The sequence below is a fragment of the Allobosea sp. ASV33 genome (genome assembly GCF_016428755.1).
Taxonomy (GTDB): Bacteria; Pseudomonadota; Alphaproteobacteria; order Rhizobiales; family Beijerinckiaceae; genus Allobosea.
Map to the genome: position 1 here is coordinate 1 of NZ_JAELTI010000118.1, position 14,915 is coordinate 14,915.

The following is a 14,915-nucleotide window of genomic DNA, read 5'->3' on the forward strand; positions in this document are numbered from 1 at the left end:
GGGTCAGGGCCGTCGCCGCCAGCGGCAACCCGGTCTCCCGCGAGACGATGCCGGCTAGCGCCGCGGCCTGGTTGAAGCGTCGGCGCCAGAGCCGGGTCCGGTGGAGAGGCACGGGTAGAACGAGATCGGCATCGGCTGCGAGCTCGCGACCCGCCTGGGCCATCATCCGGCCCAGCGTCAGCGAGAGCTCGACACGGTCGCCGTATTTCAGGCGATGGACCAGCTCGCGCGCCGTGCCGTCGAAACGGCAGACGGCCCGCGCCCGGGCGAAGACCGGCGGATCGGCGATCGCCGCGGGAGAGAGCAGGCCGGCGCCGAGATCGACCGGGAAGGGCGTGCCCAACCGCTCGCAATAGGGACGCTCGATGAAGCCGATGCCAAGCCAGCAGGCCGAGCAAAGCGCCTGCGCCTCGCCGGTGGCCGCCCGGCAGGCGATACATGTCGGCGGGTAGACGATACCGATCGCTCCGTGCAGGCCGTTCTGCAGGAGGCGATGCAGGTTTCTGGCGGATGCCAGCCAGCCTGCAGCGACCGCCCTGGTGCTGCGCGCCGAGCCGGCCGCAGGTGGTGGGTCTCCTCCATCGGGGACGGGGTCCCCGTCCGGGTCGTCGATCCGCCAATCCATAATGGCCGCTCTGCCATCCGATCGCCAGAGCCATTCCGCGATTCCCTGAAACGCGGCATGGCTCCAGGCCTTTGCTTTACGCATTTTCGTCACGCGAACCGGTGTTCACGTCGTTCGGAAATGCCCGAGAGCCCGCCGAGATAGGTCGGCTTGGGCGGTTTCAGCATCGGACTTAATGCGAGCCAGGACAACTCTCGGGGCTGGGGAAGGCCGCGGCTTTTGGGGAGATGGACATCGCCGGGAGGGCTGCGCCGGCTTCTACAGGCAGCGCAGCTGGTGAGCCTCGCTTCAAATCCCGCCGCTTATCCGGGAAAAACGCGGGTTTTCGTGGGATATCCGGAGGCCCGGTATGTTTATGCGGGAACGATGCAAAAAGCTGTTGCGGCCAAGCGGTTGTCCGACTACATAGGCGCCCTCAGCCCGCGCTGCTCCCTTCGTCTAGCGGTCTAGGACGTCGCCCTCTCACGGCGAAAACAGGGGTTCGAGTCCCCTAGGGAGCGCCATTTCTGCCGGAAATCCTTGAATTTTCAGCGTTTTTAAGCGAGGTTGAGCCTCGCTGTGACGGCTGGTAAGAATCCTGGTTAGAATCCGGCGCTCTGGAGGTGCCGGATGGGCCGTAGCAACGCCAACGGAAATCCGTTTCTCGTCGAGCGCGCCGAAGGCGGTTTCACCTATTTCCGCAACATCCCGCCTGCGCTTCGGGCGGCTGCGGCGGGAGAGGTCGCGTTACCATGGACGGGCAAGCGACGTGCAGTTGGTGGACGTGCCACCATCAAGATCGCGCTGGGCAGGCGTGACATCGCCCTTGCGCGTAAGCGCTGGTTCGGCATTCACCCGCAAGTCGAGGACATTGTCGAGGTCGCGCGGCTTCGGCAGGTCCGATCGAAGCGCCCCGAAACGCCGCGCGCGGTGCCTGGCCTGTCCCCGTCGGATATCGAGACGATGGCGAAGCGCTACTACTACAGATTCTGAGCGGCGACGAGGACGAGGCGTTGAGTGACGACACGCTCGCCGACCAGACAGAGATCGTCCTGGATGAGGCTGGCTGGTCGAAGGACGATCCGGCTGCCGCCCGGGCGGCGCGGCGAGAAGCGCATGGGCGTGAACTCGAAGCGCTGACGCGCGGTCGGGAGGACATTAAGACTTGCGGCTACGACAGCTCGTCTCTTGTTCCGAGGCTTGCCTCGCTGACCGCCGATGGGCATTCGGAGGCCAACGCACGCGCGATCAGGCAGATGCTCGATGATGCTGTCGGAGAGAACGAGGTCGATGCCGTTCTCGCCGAAAACGGCGTGACCTGGACGCTCTGAGAACGATGTCGAACCATGGCTTTCATCCTTCGAAAGCCCGGCTCTCCGGTCAATTACTCACCGTCACGCCGTCCGCCTCAAGGGGTGCGCTCCAATGCGGGGGGCAACTTTGCGAGCCGCTTGACATTCGATGACGCCGGCAAGCGCCTCAGTCGCCTGTTTCTCACGCAGCTCATGGTCAACGCCGGCTTCGGTGTGGTGATTGGTTGCGGCCGTGCCGCCACCGGCGTTCCCAGCGCTTTGCTTTGGGGAACCCTCGTCCTTGGTGAATTGTCGCAGGTTTCCAGTCCCTTGGCGGATATCAAGGGCTCCCTGCTTGCCGACGAAGTGGAAACCTCTCTTCGAGGCATCTGCCGGCTGTGCCTGCAGTTCGCGGAGAAAAGGGACGCGGCACGCGATCAAACGCATAATCCCGCATGAATAAGACCTTGCAATCGTACGATTTTCCGAATTCACGACAGCTAAAATGGAATTCCAGGCACCGGCGAATTACGTAAATCGTGGAATGGAAATAATATTCGATCTCGACTTCGCGAGAAAAACAACAGGATTATTTTCTAATTCTATGATACATTATTTCACGGAAGATTTTCATTCCGCAAATCGGAAGGGTTTTCCATGAAAATCCCCTCACAGACCAAGCCTGCCATCTGGGGTGCCGTTGGTGGCGCGATTGCCCTTGCCGTTGTCGGATTCACCTGGGGTGGCTGGTCGACGGCCTCGTCGAGCGAACGTTTGGCGAAGCTCAGGGCCGAGAATGCCGTTGTCGCGGCCTTGTCTCCGATCTGCGTGAGCAACTTCCAAAAGCAGCCCAATGCCGATGCCGCCCTTGCCGAGCTTAAGAAGATCAGTTCGTGGAGCCAGGGCGATTTCATCGCCAAGGGCGGCTGGGCCACGATGATCGGCAGCCCGTCGCCGGACGCGGCCGTCGCCAAGGCCTGCGCCGAAACGCTCGGCACGGCCAAGACCTGAGGCGATCGGCGACAGCCGTACGCAGCGACATCGCTCACGATCACGAGCCATTCCGCGTGAGCAGCGCGGAGATGGTGGCGTTCATGTCGCCTTCCTGCTCCGCAAGAGGAGTTTCATATGGCCAAGGGACAGACGCGCGGCAATCGAGAGGCCAAGAAGCCCAAGAAGAAAAAGGAAGCGGCGGCAGTGCCCGTGTCCGCAAAGGGGCTGCCAGTAGCGCTCGAACTCGCGGGAAAACCGAAGAAGAAGAGCTGACATGAATACCCGCAGCCGGGAAACCACGGTCACATTCATGAAGCCGTTCAGGCTGAGCGCGTTAGACCATACGCAGCCTGCCGGCACCTACCGCGTGGTGGTCGACGAGGAGGAGATTCCAGCCGCCTCGTTCCTGGCCTATCGCCAGATCGCCACCATGCTGCACACGCCGTCGCTGTCTTCGTCGGGGAGCTCACAGGTCTTCACGGTGAGCCCGGGCGAACTGGCCAGCGCGTTGGAGGCTGACCTCAGCGCTTGAAGCATACCGGTCTGGAGGCCCGCGCGACAGCCTCCGCAGCGCCGGCAAACGCGATATCGCGCCGCGGACGAACGCGGTGCGTTATCTCCGCCATCGCGCATTTCGATCCCGGGTCGAACGACCGGATCGATCCGATCGCTCGGAAGATTGCTCCAAAACCAGGAGTGCGGCTGGCGTCCTTCCGACCCGTGCCAGCCAGCCAATGCCGCTCGCGACAGGCGATCGCTTGCGTCGGCGCCCGCGAACGGCCGTAGCCCAGGTCTGGCGTGGGACGATCCGTCGGTCGATGTCCGGCCGTACGAACCAGGAGCCCTATCATGGCGCTCGAACAAGCCTGTATGGAACTGATCCCCAAGCCTTGGGGATCGACCGACCTGCTTCCCTGGAGCGGAACCGGGCATCCCGGCGTTCCGATCGGCGAACTCCGGTTCCAGCGCTGCGACAAGCACGCACCGGAACCGGCCCTGCTGCTCAAGCTCCTGTTCACGCAGGAGGCTTTGTCGATCCAGGTACATCCGGACGATGCCGCTGCCCATCAGCTGGGGCTGCCGCGCGGGAAGACGGAAGCCTGGTACATCCTGTCCGCTGCATCCGACGCGGCGGTCGGAGTCGGTCTCGAGGCCGCCGTCAATCCGGAGCAATTGCGGGCGGCCATCGCCGACGGCTCGATCGCCCGGCTCGTCGCATGGCACAAGCCGCACGCGGGGGAGGTCATCGCCGTCCCGGCCGGGACGATCCACGCGATCGGCGCAGGCCTCGTGCTCGCCGAGATCCAGCAGCGCAGCGACACGACGTTCCGGCTTTACGACCACGGCCGTGCCCGCGACCTTCATATCGAACAGGGCGTGGCGGTCGCTCATGCTGGCCCCACGAAACGAACCATGCCGGCGCGGCGCCTGAGCGACGTCCGGACCGTGCTCGTCGCAAATCCCTATTTCGTCTTCGAGCGGATCGACCTGCCTGGCGGGTCGATCTGGGACCTCGATGCCCGGTGCGAGACCTGGCTGGCTGTCATCGCCGGCGACGCCAGGATGGGCGCTCTGCAAATCGGCGTTGGCCAGGGCTGCTTCATCGAGGCGCAGGCCGCGCGCATCGCGCCGGGCGAAGCCGGCCTGTCCTGCCTCGTCGCCTATGACGCCGCAACGCCCAGCCGCGATCTCCTGCAACGGGTCGATGGGGACGGCATGCCCTGGTTCCGCGAGACGGTTTCACCGCCGACCGAGCCGCCGCAGCCCGTTGCGAGTTCGCCAGTCCCGTCCACGGAGGCACGATCATGAGCCCGACCAAACGCATCGCCTTCATCGGCAACTCGCTGCCCCGCCGCTGCGGGATCGCGACCTTCACCACGGATCTGCAGCAGGCGATCGCATCCTCCGATGTCGACACCTCCATCGTCGCCATGAATGACGCTGGCGAGAGTTACGACTATCCGTTTTCCGTGCACTGCCAGATTGCCGACCAGCGGCTCGAAGACTATGCGCGTGCCGCCGATTTCCTGAACGAGGGCCGCTTCGATGTCGTCTCCCTCCAGCACGAATTCGGCATCTTCGGCGGCGAGGCCGGAAGCCATATCATGGCGCTGCTGTCGCGCCTGACCATGCCCGTCGTCACGACGCTCCACACTGTCCTGGCCGAACCGAATGCCGCGCAGCGCGACGTGATGGAGCGGATCATCGATGCCTCGGCCCGCGTGGTCGTCATGGCGGAGAAGGGGCGCGACCTGTTGCGGACCGTCTATCGATTGCCGGCGGACAAGATCGAGGTGATCGCGCACGGCATTCCCGAATTCGCCTTTGTCGAGCCCGACGAGGCCAAGGAGAGGCTAGGCTTTGGCGGTCACTCCGTCATCCTAACCTTCGGCCTTTTGTCACCTAACAAGGGCATCGAGGTGATGATCGACGCGATGCCGTCGATTTTGAGGCGGCGCCCCGACGCGATCTATGTCGTTCTGGGCGCCACGCACCCCCATCTCGTCCGCGAGCATGGCGAGGCCTATCGCGAAAGCCTGATGGCGCGTGTGCGAGAGCTCGGGGTCGAGGATCACGTCGTCTTTCTCGACCAGTTCGTCGATCAGGCGACGCTGCTCGGCTTCATCTCCATGTGCGACGTCTATGTCACGCCCTATCTCAACGAGGCGCAGATGACGTCGGGCACGCTGTCCTACAGTTTCGGTCTGGGCAAGGCCGTGGTCTCGACGCCCTATTGGCACGCCAGGGAATTGCTCGCCGACGGGCGCGGCATCCTCGTGCCCTTCGGCGATGTGGTCGCCATCGGCAACGAGATCGCGGGTCTGCTGACCGATGCGCCCCGGCGCCAGGCCATGAGGCTGCGTGCCTATGCGAGTAGCCGCTCGATGACCTGGGAGCGGACCGCGAAACGCTACCTCGCCACCTTCGAGGCGGCCCGCCGAGGCCGTGTGCTGAGCGCTGTCGCGGGCTCGAGCCAGCCGAGTGCCCTTCCGGCAACGGTCCCACCGCCGGAGATGCAGACCGGCCACCTCCTGTCCATGTGCGACGATACCGGGCTGTTCCAGCACGCGGTTCATTCCGTGCCGGACCGCTCGCATGGCTATTGCGTCGATGACAATGCCCGTGCGCTGCTCCTCGCCAATGCTTTGAACGGCACCGGCGAGACGGGGCTGCCGGACGCGCTTGCGACACGGTTCGCCTCCTTCATCCAGCACGCCTGGAATCCCGATCGGCGGCGCTTCCGCAACTTCATGAGCTTCGATCGGCGCTGGCTCGAGGAAGCCGGGTCGGAAGACAGCCATGGTCGCACGCTTTGGGCGCTCGGCATCTGCGCCCGTGACGATGCGAGCGCTTCGCGGCGGCAATGGGCTGCCTCGCTCTTCGCCGAGGCCCTGCCCATCATCGAGCGTTTCAGTTCTCCGCGGGCCTGGGCTTTTGCCTTGCTGGGCCTCGACGCTCATTGCACCGATGCGGCGGCCGCGTCCGTGCGCACGCTTCTCGCCGACCGTTTGCTCGTCCTCATCACGGCGGTCGAAACGCCGGACTGGGTCTGGTTCGAGGAGGGGCTCTCCTACGACAATGCGCGCCTGTCCCAGGCCCTGATCGCGACAGGATTGGCGATGAAGGTGCCGGCCTATGTCGAGGCTGGCCTGCGCTCGCTGCGTTGGCTCACGCATCTCCAGACGACGCGGGCAGGCCTGTTCAGGCCGGTCGGCTCGGAAAGCTTCGGCGACAGGCGCAGCTCTCCGAAGGCTTTCGACCAGCAGCCGCTGGAGGCGACGGCGGCGATTTCGGCCTGCCTCGCAGCCTGGCGGGCCGATAACGACCCGCAATGGCGCAGCGAAGCCGCACGCGCTTTCGCCTGGTTCCTGGGCGACAACGACCTCTCCGCGCCCCTGGTCGATCTCGACACCGGCGCCTGTCGCGACGGCCTGCATCGCGACCGGCCGAACGAGAACCGCGGCGGCGAATCCGTGGTATCCTACCTGCTCAGCCTCGCCGAGATTCGCCAGCTTGCCCGCGTCAGCGGGGATCGCCCGAAACTGGCGCCGCTTCGGGCCTTGCACGCCTGAGCCTTCGGCGAACTTGCAAAAACAGATCGGCGGACGTCTTGTCCCAGCCCAGTTTCCTGAACCGACAGACCCTGCATCTGCGTCCAGACCCCTCGCGGGTCGTCGTGCGTCGGTTCGGCCCCGCCGGCGAGCCGCGGGATTTCAATGCCGCGGAGAAGGCCAAGGCGAACCACATCGTCAACCGGGTTCTATCGCTCGCCCCGGACGAGGCGGCGAATCTGCTTGCCGAGGTGCTCGAAAACTTCAACGGCCGGCACCGCAACCTGCTGGAGCGGTTCGAGACGCGCGCCGATGAGATGGAGGATGCCTTCGCCGCCCACGGCGCCTTCACCAAGGTCCAGCGCCAACTGGTCGGGGCCTATTTCCTGCACGAGTATTCGTTCGAGGCGGCGGCGCTCTTCAACCCGAGCATCATCGCGCATCCCGACCAATCCAATGCTCCAGCGGGCGGGCTTCGCTTCATCCTCAGCGTTCGCGCTGTGGGCGAGGGGCATATCTCGTCCCTGACATTCCGCTCCGGATCGATCGCGGCCGATGGCGAGGTCAGCGTCGACCCCACCTCGCGCCTGGCGACGATCGCCACCTTGCACAACCGGATGGCGCGGCTCGATGGCGAGGATGTCGAGGTCGTCTTCGCGGCCGATAGCGACATCAGCGAGCGGGTGATCTTTCCCGTCACCGCGGCACAGTCGAACGGCATCGAGGATGCGCGCTTCGTCGCCTTCGAGGAGGATGACGGCATCGTCTATCGCGCCACCTATACGGCCTATGACGGCAGGTCGATCCGCTCGGAGCTGGTCGATACCCGCGACTTCCTGTCGTTCCGGCTGTCCCCGTTGCGAGGGGCGGCCGCGGTGAACAAGGGCATGGCGCTGTTCCCGCGCAAGCTCGGCGGGCGCTACGCGATGATCTCGCGGCAGGACAATGAGAACCTCCACCTGATCTATTCGGATGATCTCCAGACCTGGGACGGCGGCATCGCGCTCCTGAAGCCGCAATACCCGTGGGAGTTCGTGCAGATCGGCACTTGCGGCTCGCCGATCGAACTGGACGAGGGCTGGCTGCTCCTGATCCACGGCGTCGGAGCGGTCCGAAAATATACGATCGGGGCGGTTCTGCTCGACAAGGCGGACCCTTCGAAAGTGCTGGGACGCCTGCGCCAGCCTTTCGTCCAGCCCGAGCCTTCGGAACGGGAGGGCTACGTGCCGAACGTCGTCTACACTTGCGGCGCGATACGCCACGGCGACTTGATCGTCCTGCCTTATGCGGTCTCGGACACCTTCTGCCATTTCGCTACTGTGAAGGTCGCGGCGCTGCTGGAGGCGATGGAGTTGGGCGACGCGCTCCCGGATGCATGCGGCGCCGACAGGCCGCTTCCCACTGCGCAGGCCATCCTTGAAAGCGAAAAATCATGACCGAACGTTCCATCAAGGTCGGCGACACCGTGCGCCTGTCGTTCGGCTTCGCCGATCGCTCTGGAGAGGGCGAATACGCGGATCATCGACTTCCGCTTCTGACGGAGCCGTTGAAAAAGTAGGTCTGGAGGCGTATCGCGCGCCCTGTATCGATCCGATGCTGTAGGTGTGACGAAAGAGATCCGGAATATGGAGCCGGGCGCGCAATTCCCGGCGGACGGTCAGCCGAGACAGGAGCAGACAGTCGTTGTCGGGCGGACGTGCAAGCTCGCGGTCGAGCAGGATCGCGGAAAGTTGCCGATCGATGAGCGCGTCCCGTCCCCTGGTCAGTCGCACGGCGGCAAGGCAGCGCTGATGGTCGGTCGCCTGAAGGTTGCGGCTGAGATTACCGATCGTCTCGATGAAGGATTCCGAAGCGTGGTCGGCCTCGTCACTTTTCCCATCCCGTTCGACGAACAGCTCGTACCGAAGCCGCCCCAGCCGCTGCATCTCCTTCGGCGTTTCGGCAAGGAGCGGGGATGTCAGTGCTTGACGACCGCCGGGACTGGAGCGGCGGGGGGCGGGACCTGGCCGATCGGGAAGGCCAGCGTGACGAGTGCAATCGTACCGGCAGGGCGGTTCTCGACGTTGATCTCGCGAAGGACCTTGAGGCGGGCCGAAACCGGCGTGCCGCCGACCGCGAAATTGTAGCCGATCGTCCCGCCTATCGCGGTCGTGCGCCCCTTATAGGATCCCAGGGAAGCTCCGGCACCGCTGTCACCGCTGATCTGCTGATAGTGGGAGAGCAGCGCGCCGACCGATAATTCCTTGGTCAGATACTGGCTGACGGCAAGGTCGGCATGGACGGCATTACCGCTCTTGTAGTCGGTATCATTGTTCTTGCCGTTGATCTCGAAGCCGACCGCACCGGAGATGTCGAGGCCGATCTTCGGATCGAGCCATGTCGCTGCCGCGTAGATGTCGCCGATCCAGCGATTGAAGGACAGGTTCGACAACTGGCCTTCGCGGTAGGTCCCCGATGGAATGTTGACCGAGCCGCCGACCTGCCAATGGAAGTTTCCGGCATGCCAGCCGACGAAGCTGGAGACGACCGGATCGCCGAAGAGGAAGGCGGAGTCCCGCTGCTTGAAACCGAAGGCGCGACCGAGGCGCGGAGCCGCGATCAGCGCACCGGCGCTGACTTTGGGGTCGCCGAAGGGCAAGCTGACCGCAAATGCCAGATTGCCGCCGAAGATCTCGATCGGAGTAACCCAGGTCGGCGTCGCGAAATTGACCCTGGCCTGGACCTTCACATTGGTCAGGACGGCGCCACCGATCTGCGTTTGCGTGCGTGCGGAAAGCCGTCCCGAGTAGCTGTAGAAGTCGTTCTCGAAGTAGAAGCCCGGCGGAGGGACGATACCGGCTCCAGGACCGCGAAGACCGGGAACGTAAAGGCTTGCCCCGCCTTCGGTTGCGTGCAGCGTCGTCGACGCGACCAAGGCACCGATGCACGATGCCGCTCCCGCCAGCACAACGGCCAGACTTCTCATCGCGCACCGCTCCGCCTGATTCCCGCAAAGAAACTGGACGGCGGTTATCGCCCGGTCAAGCAGTCGCGGCGTTCGGCGGCAGATCCGGGCCTGCACGAAGAGCGTAACCGTTACAACGTGCCTGCTTCTTATTTTTGAGCAGAATGGAAGGCGATCCCGCCACTGGTGCGCGTGGATGAAATGCTATGAAAAATGCGCGCAAGCGCGGGCATGCCCGCCTCATGGTTCGCTGGCCCCAGCGCCGCGCTCAACTGCGGCTGATCCCCTTCGACGATCCGGGCCTTGGTGACCTTTTCGAAGCCTACGAGCTCGCCTGGGAGGCGGCCGGCTATTGGGCAAAGATCGACACGGCCGCCGCGTCGGAACGGACCCGCGAGTATCATGCGCTCGCGATCGCTACAGAAGAGGATATTCTGCACCGGATTTCTTAAGCTCATGCCAAATCTGCGCCGCGGCCACGCGCGCATTCCGGGTTGCCTGACAACCCTAAGCTGAGCCATCATGACGCTTCTGACTGATCGAGTGTATTCTTCCAGGCTGTGTGGTGGGGCTATGGACGAAGATCATTCGGCTCGCATTTGCGAACAGCCGGACAATGACGCTGTTCTCAAGGCACTTGAGCATGTGCTTGCGTCGCAGGCGTTGCGTCTGTCCGAGCGCAATCGGCGCTTCCTATCCTTCGTCGTCAGGCAAACGGTCGAAGGTCATGCCGAGCGGATCAAGGCTTACGCGATCGGCGTCGACGTATTCGGCCGGGACGAAGACTTCGATCCTGCCGTCGATCCGATCGTGAGGATCGAGGCAAACCGCCTGCGGACCGCCCTGGCCGCCTATTACGACGGCCCGGGGCAGGCGGACGGCATCGTCATCACCGTCCCCCGGGGCAGCTATGTGCCGACGTTCCAGTCGCGCGCCGGCTCAGGCGACGCCCCTGGCCCCCGGTTGCCCGCATGCGACAAGAGCGCTGAGGGCCGCGCGACGATCGTGATCCACGACCATTCCCGCGCGACCGACGCGGAGACCGAGCTGAGAGGCTACCTTTTCACCGAGGCCTTCCTCAGCGCGCTCCAATCCGCCGGGTTCAAGCTCCGCCTGGTTCCGAAACGGGAATGCAGTGCGGCCGCGCTGGCGATCGACGCCCTCCTGACCGAGCCCGGAAACGCGTACGCGCTCGATATTGCGGTGTGGCCGCCGGGGGAGAAGCAGCGTTTCTCCTGGCGCCTTATCGACCTGCGGACCGGGGAAGTGCTCGCCTCGGTGTTTCGCGAGCTCGCGGTCGCGGCGACATCGAGCTTCGGCCTGATCGATGAATTTGCCAGCGAAGCCACGTCGACGATCACGCCGATGCTCGCTGCGCGCCCAGGGGCGGGCCTGTAACCGTTACAGGCTTAATCGGCCCCGCGCCTCATGCGAGCTTCGCCGGCGCGACTGGGCAGGCGCCTCCAACCACGCGTCCCCCGGGCGACGAATCCGCAACCGGGAGTGTTTCATGGGACGCCATAAATTCCTCGCCGCGGTCGGCCTTGTGGTCGGATTGGGCCTGTCGGCGATGCCGGCGCAAGCACAACCCGCTCCAAGCCCCGCGAATTCGGCCAGACCCAACATCCTCGTCATCTTCGGCGACGATATCGGCCAGTCGAATATCAGCGCCTATACGGATGGAGTTGTCGGGTACCGAACCCCGAATATCGACCGCATCGCCAAGGAAGGCATGAAGTTCACCGACTATTATGCCGAGAACTCCTGCACGGCGGGGCGCTCGTCCTTCATCACGGGCCAGACGCCGAAGCGGACGGGTCTTACCAAGGTCGGCATCCCCGGCGCGCCGGTGGGGCTGCAGGACCGCGATATCACCATCGCCCAGGCGCTCAAGGCGCGCGGATATGCGACCGGGCAGTTCGGCAAGAACCATCTCGGCGATCGCGACGAGTACCTGCCGACCCGGCACGGCTTCGACGAGTTCTTCGGCAATCTCTACCACCTCAATGCCGAGGAGGAGCCCGAACGGCCCTACTGGCCCAAGCAGGACACCGCCTATGTCAAGGCGAACTCGCCGCGTGGCGTGCTCAAGGCCTCGGCCGACGGCAAGATCGAGGATACCGGCCCGCTGACCAAGAAGCGGATGGAGACGATCGACGACGAGACCACCGCCGGCGCGATCGATTTCATGCAGCGGCAAGTGAAGGCCAACAAGCCGTTCTTCACCTGGATGAACACCACGCGCATGCATGTGTTCACGCATATCCGCGAAGCCAACAAGGGCAAGAGCGGCATGCCCGGAAACGACTATGCCGACGGCATGCTCGAACATGACGAGGATGTCGGCAAGCTGCTGAAGGCGGTCGACGATCTCGGCATCGCCAGCAACACCATCGTGATCTATGCCACCGACAATGGCCCCAACCGCTTCTCGTGGCCGGATGCGGCGACCTCGCCGTTCCGCAATGAGAAGGATTCGAACTGGGAAGGCGCCTTCCGCGTGCCGGCGATGGTCCGCTGGCCCGGCAAGATCAAGGCCGGCGAGGTCTCCAACGAGATCTTCTCGGGCCTCGACTGGTTCCCGACGCTGCTCGCTGCGGCCGGCGACACCGACATCAAGGAACGCCTGCTCAAGGGGACGCCGATCGAGGGCAAGACCTTCAAGGTCCATCTCGACGGCTACAACCAACTGCCTTACCTGACCGGCCAGCAGCCGAAGGGCAATCGCACCGAATTCGCCTATTTCAACGATGACGGCGTCCTCGTTGCCTATCGCCAAGACAACTGGAAAGCCGTCTTCTGCGAGATGAAGTATCCGGGCGGGTTCGATGTCTGGAAGGAGCCCTTCGTCTGCCTGCGCGTGCCCAAAATCTTCAACCTGCGCATGGATCCCTTCGAGCGGGCCGACATCGTCTCTGACCAGTACAATGCCTGGCTGGTGGACAACGTTTATCTGGCAGGCTGGCTGGTGACGAAGGCCGCGGGCTTCCTCGAGACCTTCATCGAGTATCCGCCGAGCCAGGAAGCTCCGAGCTTCTCAATCGATCAGGTCGCGCGCGACGTGGAAGCGAAGATCAAGGCCAATGCCGCGAAGGCGGCTCCGAAGTAGCACCCGGCGACAACCCGGCCGGCGCTTACGCCGGCCGGTTACCTCTTTCGAAACCGCACTCGTGAACGGTGACCGGCCCGATGTCCAAGCTGAGCTCCGCATTGCTCGCCGTGGTTCTCGCTTGCGGGCTTGGCAGTTCGGCCTTCGCCCAGAGCGACCCGTTGCCGTCCTGGAACGACGGCAAGGCCAAGCAGGCCATTCTCGACTTCGTCGGCAAGGTGACCCGGGACGGTGGCCCGGATTTCGTACCGCCCGAGCAGCGCATCGCGACCTTCGACAATGACGGCACGCTCTGGGCCGAGCAGCCGGTCTATTTCCAGCTCCAGTTCGCCCTCGACGAGGTCAAGCGCCTGGCGGCGGAAAAGCCCGAGCTCAAGGACAAGGAGCCCTATCGCTCGGTGCTGGCGCGCGACGTCAGGGGATTGGCGGCCAATGGCGGCAAGGGGCTGCAGCAGGTCATGGCGGCGACGCATGCTGGAATGACGACGGATGCCTTCGCCGCGCAGGTCCGCAATTGGCTCGACACAGCGCGCCACCCGACGAAGCAGCGGCCCTACACGGAGATGGTCTATCAGCCGCAGATCGAGCTTCTGGCCTATCTGCGCAGCCAGGGCTTCAAGACCTTCATCGTCTCTGGCGGCGGCGTCGAGTTCATGCGGACCTTCGCCGAAAAGGCCTACGGCATCCCCCCGGAGCAGGTCGTGGGGTCCTCCGGGAGCGTGACGTTCCGCTTGGGCGCCGACGGCAAGCCCGAACTCCTCAAGACCGCCAAGGTCGAGTTCGTCGACGACGGGCCGGGCAAGCCGGTTGGCATCAATCGCTTCATCGGCCGGCGGCCGATCCTCGCCTTCGGCAATTCGGACGGCGACCTGCAGATGCTGCAATATGCGGCGGCCGGCAGCGGCGCGCGCCTGGCGCTGATCGTCCACCACACCGATGCGGAGCGGGAATGGGCCTATGACCGCCAGTCCCCTATCGGCAAGCTCGACAAGGCGCTCGACGAGGGAAAGACTAGGGGCTGGATCATCGTCGACATGAAGACGGACTGGAAAACCGTCTTCCCGACGCGATGAACGGAGGCGGGATGGCTGACAGCGCGTTGATCGATCGCCCCGGCCGGACCGACGGCATGGTCCGCATCGAGGGCGGCACCTTCCGGATGGGCTCCGACCGGCACTATGCCGAGGAGGCGCCGAGCCATCGCGTCAGCGTCGACGGCTTCTGGATCGACGAGACGCCGGTGACCAACCGCCAGTTCCGCACCTTCGTCGAGGCGACGGGCCATGTCACCTTCGCCGAGATCGCCCCCGATCCCAGGGATTACCCCGGCGCCTTGCCGCATATGCTGCGGGCGGGATCGCTGATGTTCGACCCGCCGACGCATCCGGTCGACCTGCGCGACTGGGCGCAATGGTGGACGTTCAAGTTCGGCGCGACCTGGCGCAAGCCCTATGGCGCCGGCTCCTCGATCAAGGGCCTGGACGATCATCCCGTCGTCCATGTCGCCTATCGCGATGCCGAGGCCTATGCCGCCTGGGCCGGCAAGGCGCTGCCGACCGAGGCCGAGTGGGAGTTCGCCGCCTGGGGCGGGCGCGAGGGCTGCGAGTTCGCCTGGGGCGACGAATTCACGCCGGATGGCCGCCACATGGCCAATACCTGGCAGGGCCATTTCCCCAACGAGAACACCAAGGACGACGGCTGGGCCCGCACCTCGCCGGTCCGGGCCTTCCCGCCGAACGGCTACGGGCTCCACGACATGATCGGCAATGTCTGGGAATGGACCGCCGATTTCTGGTCCGTCCGCCATGAGGCCGATGCGCCGAAAGCCTGCTGCGTGCCGCAGAATCCGCGCGGCGGCCCGGAAAGCGAGAGCTACGACGCGCGCCAGCCCGAGATCCGCATTGCCCGCAAGGTCCTGAAG

The 14,915-nt window shown here is 64.6% G+C and carries 17 protein-coding genes and 1 tRNA gene; 15 read left to right on the forward strand and 3 right to left on the reverse strand.

Features of this window, described 5'->3' with window-relative positions; all coding sequences use genetic code 11:
- Nucleotides 1-625: ComF family protein (locus JHD80_RS23975; RefSeq protein ID WP_248311747.1), on the reverse strand; the 625-nt coding region annotated here is incomplete at its 3' end.
- 427 nt (nt 626-1,052) lie between these two features.
- Here JHD80_RS23975 and JHD80_RS23980 point away from each other — a divergent pair.
- From JHD80_RS23980 to JHD80_RS24025, 10 genes are all read left to right on the forward strand, one after another.
- Nucleotides 1,053-1,128: transfer RNA gene (locus JHD80_RS23980), tRNA-Glu, on the forward strand.
- A 106-nt stretch (nt 1,129-1,234) separates the two neighbouring features.
- Nucleotides 1,235-1,597 carry a hypothetical protein gene (locus tag JHD80_RS23985; protein ID WP_199092556.1) on the forward strand — a complete coding sequence of 121 codons (363 nt, stop codon included), beginning with the start codon at nt 1,235-1,237 and terminating at the stop codon, nt 1,595-1,597.
- A gap of 20 nt (nt 1,598-1,617) precedes the next feature.
- Entirely contained in the window at nt 1,618-1,935 is a 318-nt protein-coding gene (locus JHD80_RS23990; protein ID WP_199092558.1) for a hypothetical protein, read from the forward strand.
- Between the two features lie 15 nt (nt 1,936-1,950).
- A complete protein-coding gene (locus JHD80_RS23995; protein ID WP_199092560.1) occupies nt 1,951-2,355 on the forward strand; it encodes a hypothetical protein in 405 nt (134 codons plus the stop codon).
- Between the two features lie 198 nt (nt 2,356-2,553).
- The gene (locus JHD80_RS24000; protein WP_199092562.1) at nt 2,554-2,907 is read left to right on the forward strand and encodes a hypothetical protein; all 354 of its coding nucleotides are present in this window, start codon (nt 2,554-2,556) and stop codon (nt 2,905-2,907) included.
- Nucleotides 2,908-3,024: 117 nt separating this feature from the next.
- Nucleotides 3,025-3,162, forward strand: coding sequence for a hypothetical protein (locus JHD80_RS24005; RefSeq protein WP_199092564.1), 138 nt, complete (start codon nt 3,025-3,027; stop codon nt 3,160-3,162).
- 1 nt (nt 3,163) lies between these two features.
- On the forward strand, nt 3,164-3,421 hold the full coding sequence (locus JHD80_RS24010) for a hypothetical protein (protein ID WP_199092566.1): 258 nt from the start codon (nt 3,164-3,166) through the stop codon (nt 3,419-3,421).
- A 317-nt stretch (nt 3,422-3,738) separates the two neighbouring features.
- Entirely contained in the window at nt 3,739-4,698 is a 960-nt protein-coding gene (locus JHD80_RS24015) for a class I mannose-6-phosphate isomerase (RefSeq protein WP_199092567.1), read from the forward strand.
- Nucleotides 4,695-6,962, forward strand: coding sequence for a glycosyltransferase family 4 protein (locus tag JHD80_RS24020; RefSeq protein WP_199092569.1), 2,268 nt, complete (start codon nt 4,695-4,697; stop codon nt 6,960-6,962). Before JHD80_RS24015 ends, JHD80_RS24020 begins: the two co-directional genes overlap by 4 nt.
- Before the next feature lie 38 nt (nt 6,963-7,000).
- Nucleotides 7,001-8,377, forward strand: coding sequence for a glycoside hydrolase family 130 protein (locus tag JHD80_RS24025; RefSeq protein WP_199092571.1), 1,377 nt, complete (start codon nt 7,001-7,003; stop codon nt 8,375-8,377).
- A 12-nt stretch (nt 8,378-8,389) separates the two neighbouring features.
- Here JHD80_RS24025 and JHD80_RS24030 read toward each other — a convergent pair whose 3' ends face one another.
- Together JHD80_RS24030 and JHD80_RS24035 are read right to left on the reverse strand one after the other, a co-directional pair.
- A complete protein-coding gene (locus JHD80_RS24030; protein WP_199092573.1) occupies nt 8,390-8,866 on the reverse strand; it encodes a hypothetical protein in 477 nt (158 codons plus the stop codon).
- A 32-nt stretch (nt 8,867-8,898) separates the two neighbouring features.
- Complete coding sequence (locus JHD80_RS24035; protein WP_349237343.1) at nt 8,899-10,002, reverse strand: SphA family protein; 1,104 nt, start codon at nt 10,000-10,002, stop codon at nt 8,899-8,901.
- 89 nt (nt 10,003-10,091) lie between these two features.
- Between JHD80_RS24035 and JHD80_RS24040 the strand changes: the two genes are divergently transcribed.
- The 5 genes from JHD80_RS24040 to JHD80_RS24060 form a co-directional block, all read left to right on the forward strand.
- Entirely contained in the window at nt 10,092-10,337 is a 246-nt protein-coding gene (locus JHD80_RS24040) for a hypothetical protein (RefSeq protein ID WP_199092575.1), read from the forward strand.
- Between the two features lie 121 nt (nt 10,338-10,458).
- The gene (locus JHD80_RS24045; RefSeq protein WP_199092577.1) at nt 10,459-11,283 is read left to right on the forward strand and encodes a hypothetical protein; all 825 of its coding nucleotides are present in this window, start codon (nt 10,459-10,461) and stop codon (nt 11,281-11,283) included.
- Nucleotides 11,284-11,395: 112 nt separating this feature from the next.
- Entirely contained in the window at nt 11,396-12,994 is a 1,599-nt protein-coding gene (locus JHD80_RS24050; RefSeq protein ID WP_199092578.1) for an arylsulfatase, read from the forward strand.
- Between the two features lie 80 nt (nt 12,995-13,074).
- On the forward strand, nt 13,075-14,067 hold the full coding sequence (locus tag JHD80_RS24055) for an HAD family hydrolase (protein ID WP_199092580.1): 993 nt from the start codon (nt 13,075-13,077) through the stop codon (nt 14,065-14,067).
- 11 nt (nt 14,068-14,078) lie between these two features.
- The coding region (locus JHD80_RS24060; protein WP_199092582.1) for a formylglycine-generating enzyme family protein at nt 14,079-14,915 on the forward strand (837 nt) is incomplete at its 3' end.

Coding starts and splice junctions, on each gene's coding strand:
- JHD80_RS23985 (WP_199092556.1), top strand. CDS start 1,235: ATGGGCCGTAGCAACGCCAACGGAAATCCGTTTCTCGTCGAGCGCGCC.
- JHD80_RS23995 (WP_199092560.1), top strand. CDS start 1,951: ATGGCTTTCATCCTTCGAAAGCCCGGCTCTCCGGTCAATTACTCACCG.
- JHD80_RS24000 (WP_199092562.1), top strand. CDS start 2,554: ATGAAAATCCCCTCACAGACCAAGCCTGCCATCTGGGGTGCCGTTGGT.
- JHD80_RS24005 (WP_199092564.1), top strand. CDS start 3,025: ATGGCCAAGGGACAGACGCGCGGCAATCGAGAGGCCAAGAAGCCCAAG.
- JHD80_RS24010 (WP_199092566.1), top strand. CDS start 3,164: ATGAATACCCGCAGCCGGGAAACCACGGTCACATTCATGAAGCCGTTC.
- JHD80_RS24015 (WP_199092567.1), top strand. CDS start 3,739: ATGGCGCTCGAACAAGCCTGTATGGAACTGATCCCCAAGCCTTGGGGA.
- JHD80_RS24020 (WP_199092569.1), top strand. CDS start 4,695: ATGAGCCCGACCAAACGCATCGCCTTCATCGGCAACTCGCTGCCCCGC.
- JHD80_RS24030 (WP_199092573.1), bottom strand. CDS start 8,866: ATGCAGCGGCTGGGGCGGCTTCGGTACGAGCTGTTCGTCGAACGGGAT.
- JHD80_RS24040 (WP_199092575.1), top strand. CDS start 10,092: ATGAAAAATGCGCGCAAGCGCGGGCATGCCCGCCTCATGGTTCGCTGG.
- JHD80_RS24045 (WP_199092577.1), top strand. CDS start 10,459: ATGGACGAAGATCATTCGGCTCGCATTTGCGAACAGCCGGACAATGAC.
- JHD80_RS24050 (WP_199092578.1), top strand. CDS start 11,396: ATGGGACGCCATAAATTCCTCGCCGCGGTCGGCCTTGTGGTCGGATTG.
- JHD80_RS24055 (WP_199092580.1), top strand. CDS start 13,075: ATGTCCAAGCTGAGCTCCGCATTGCTCGCCGTGGTTCTCGCTTGCGGG.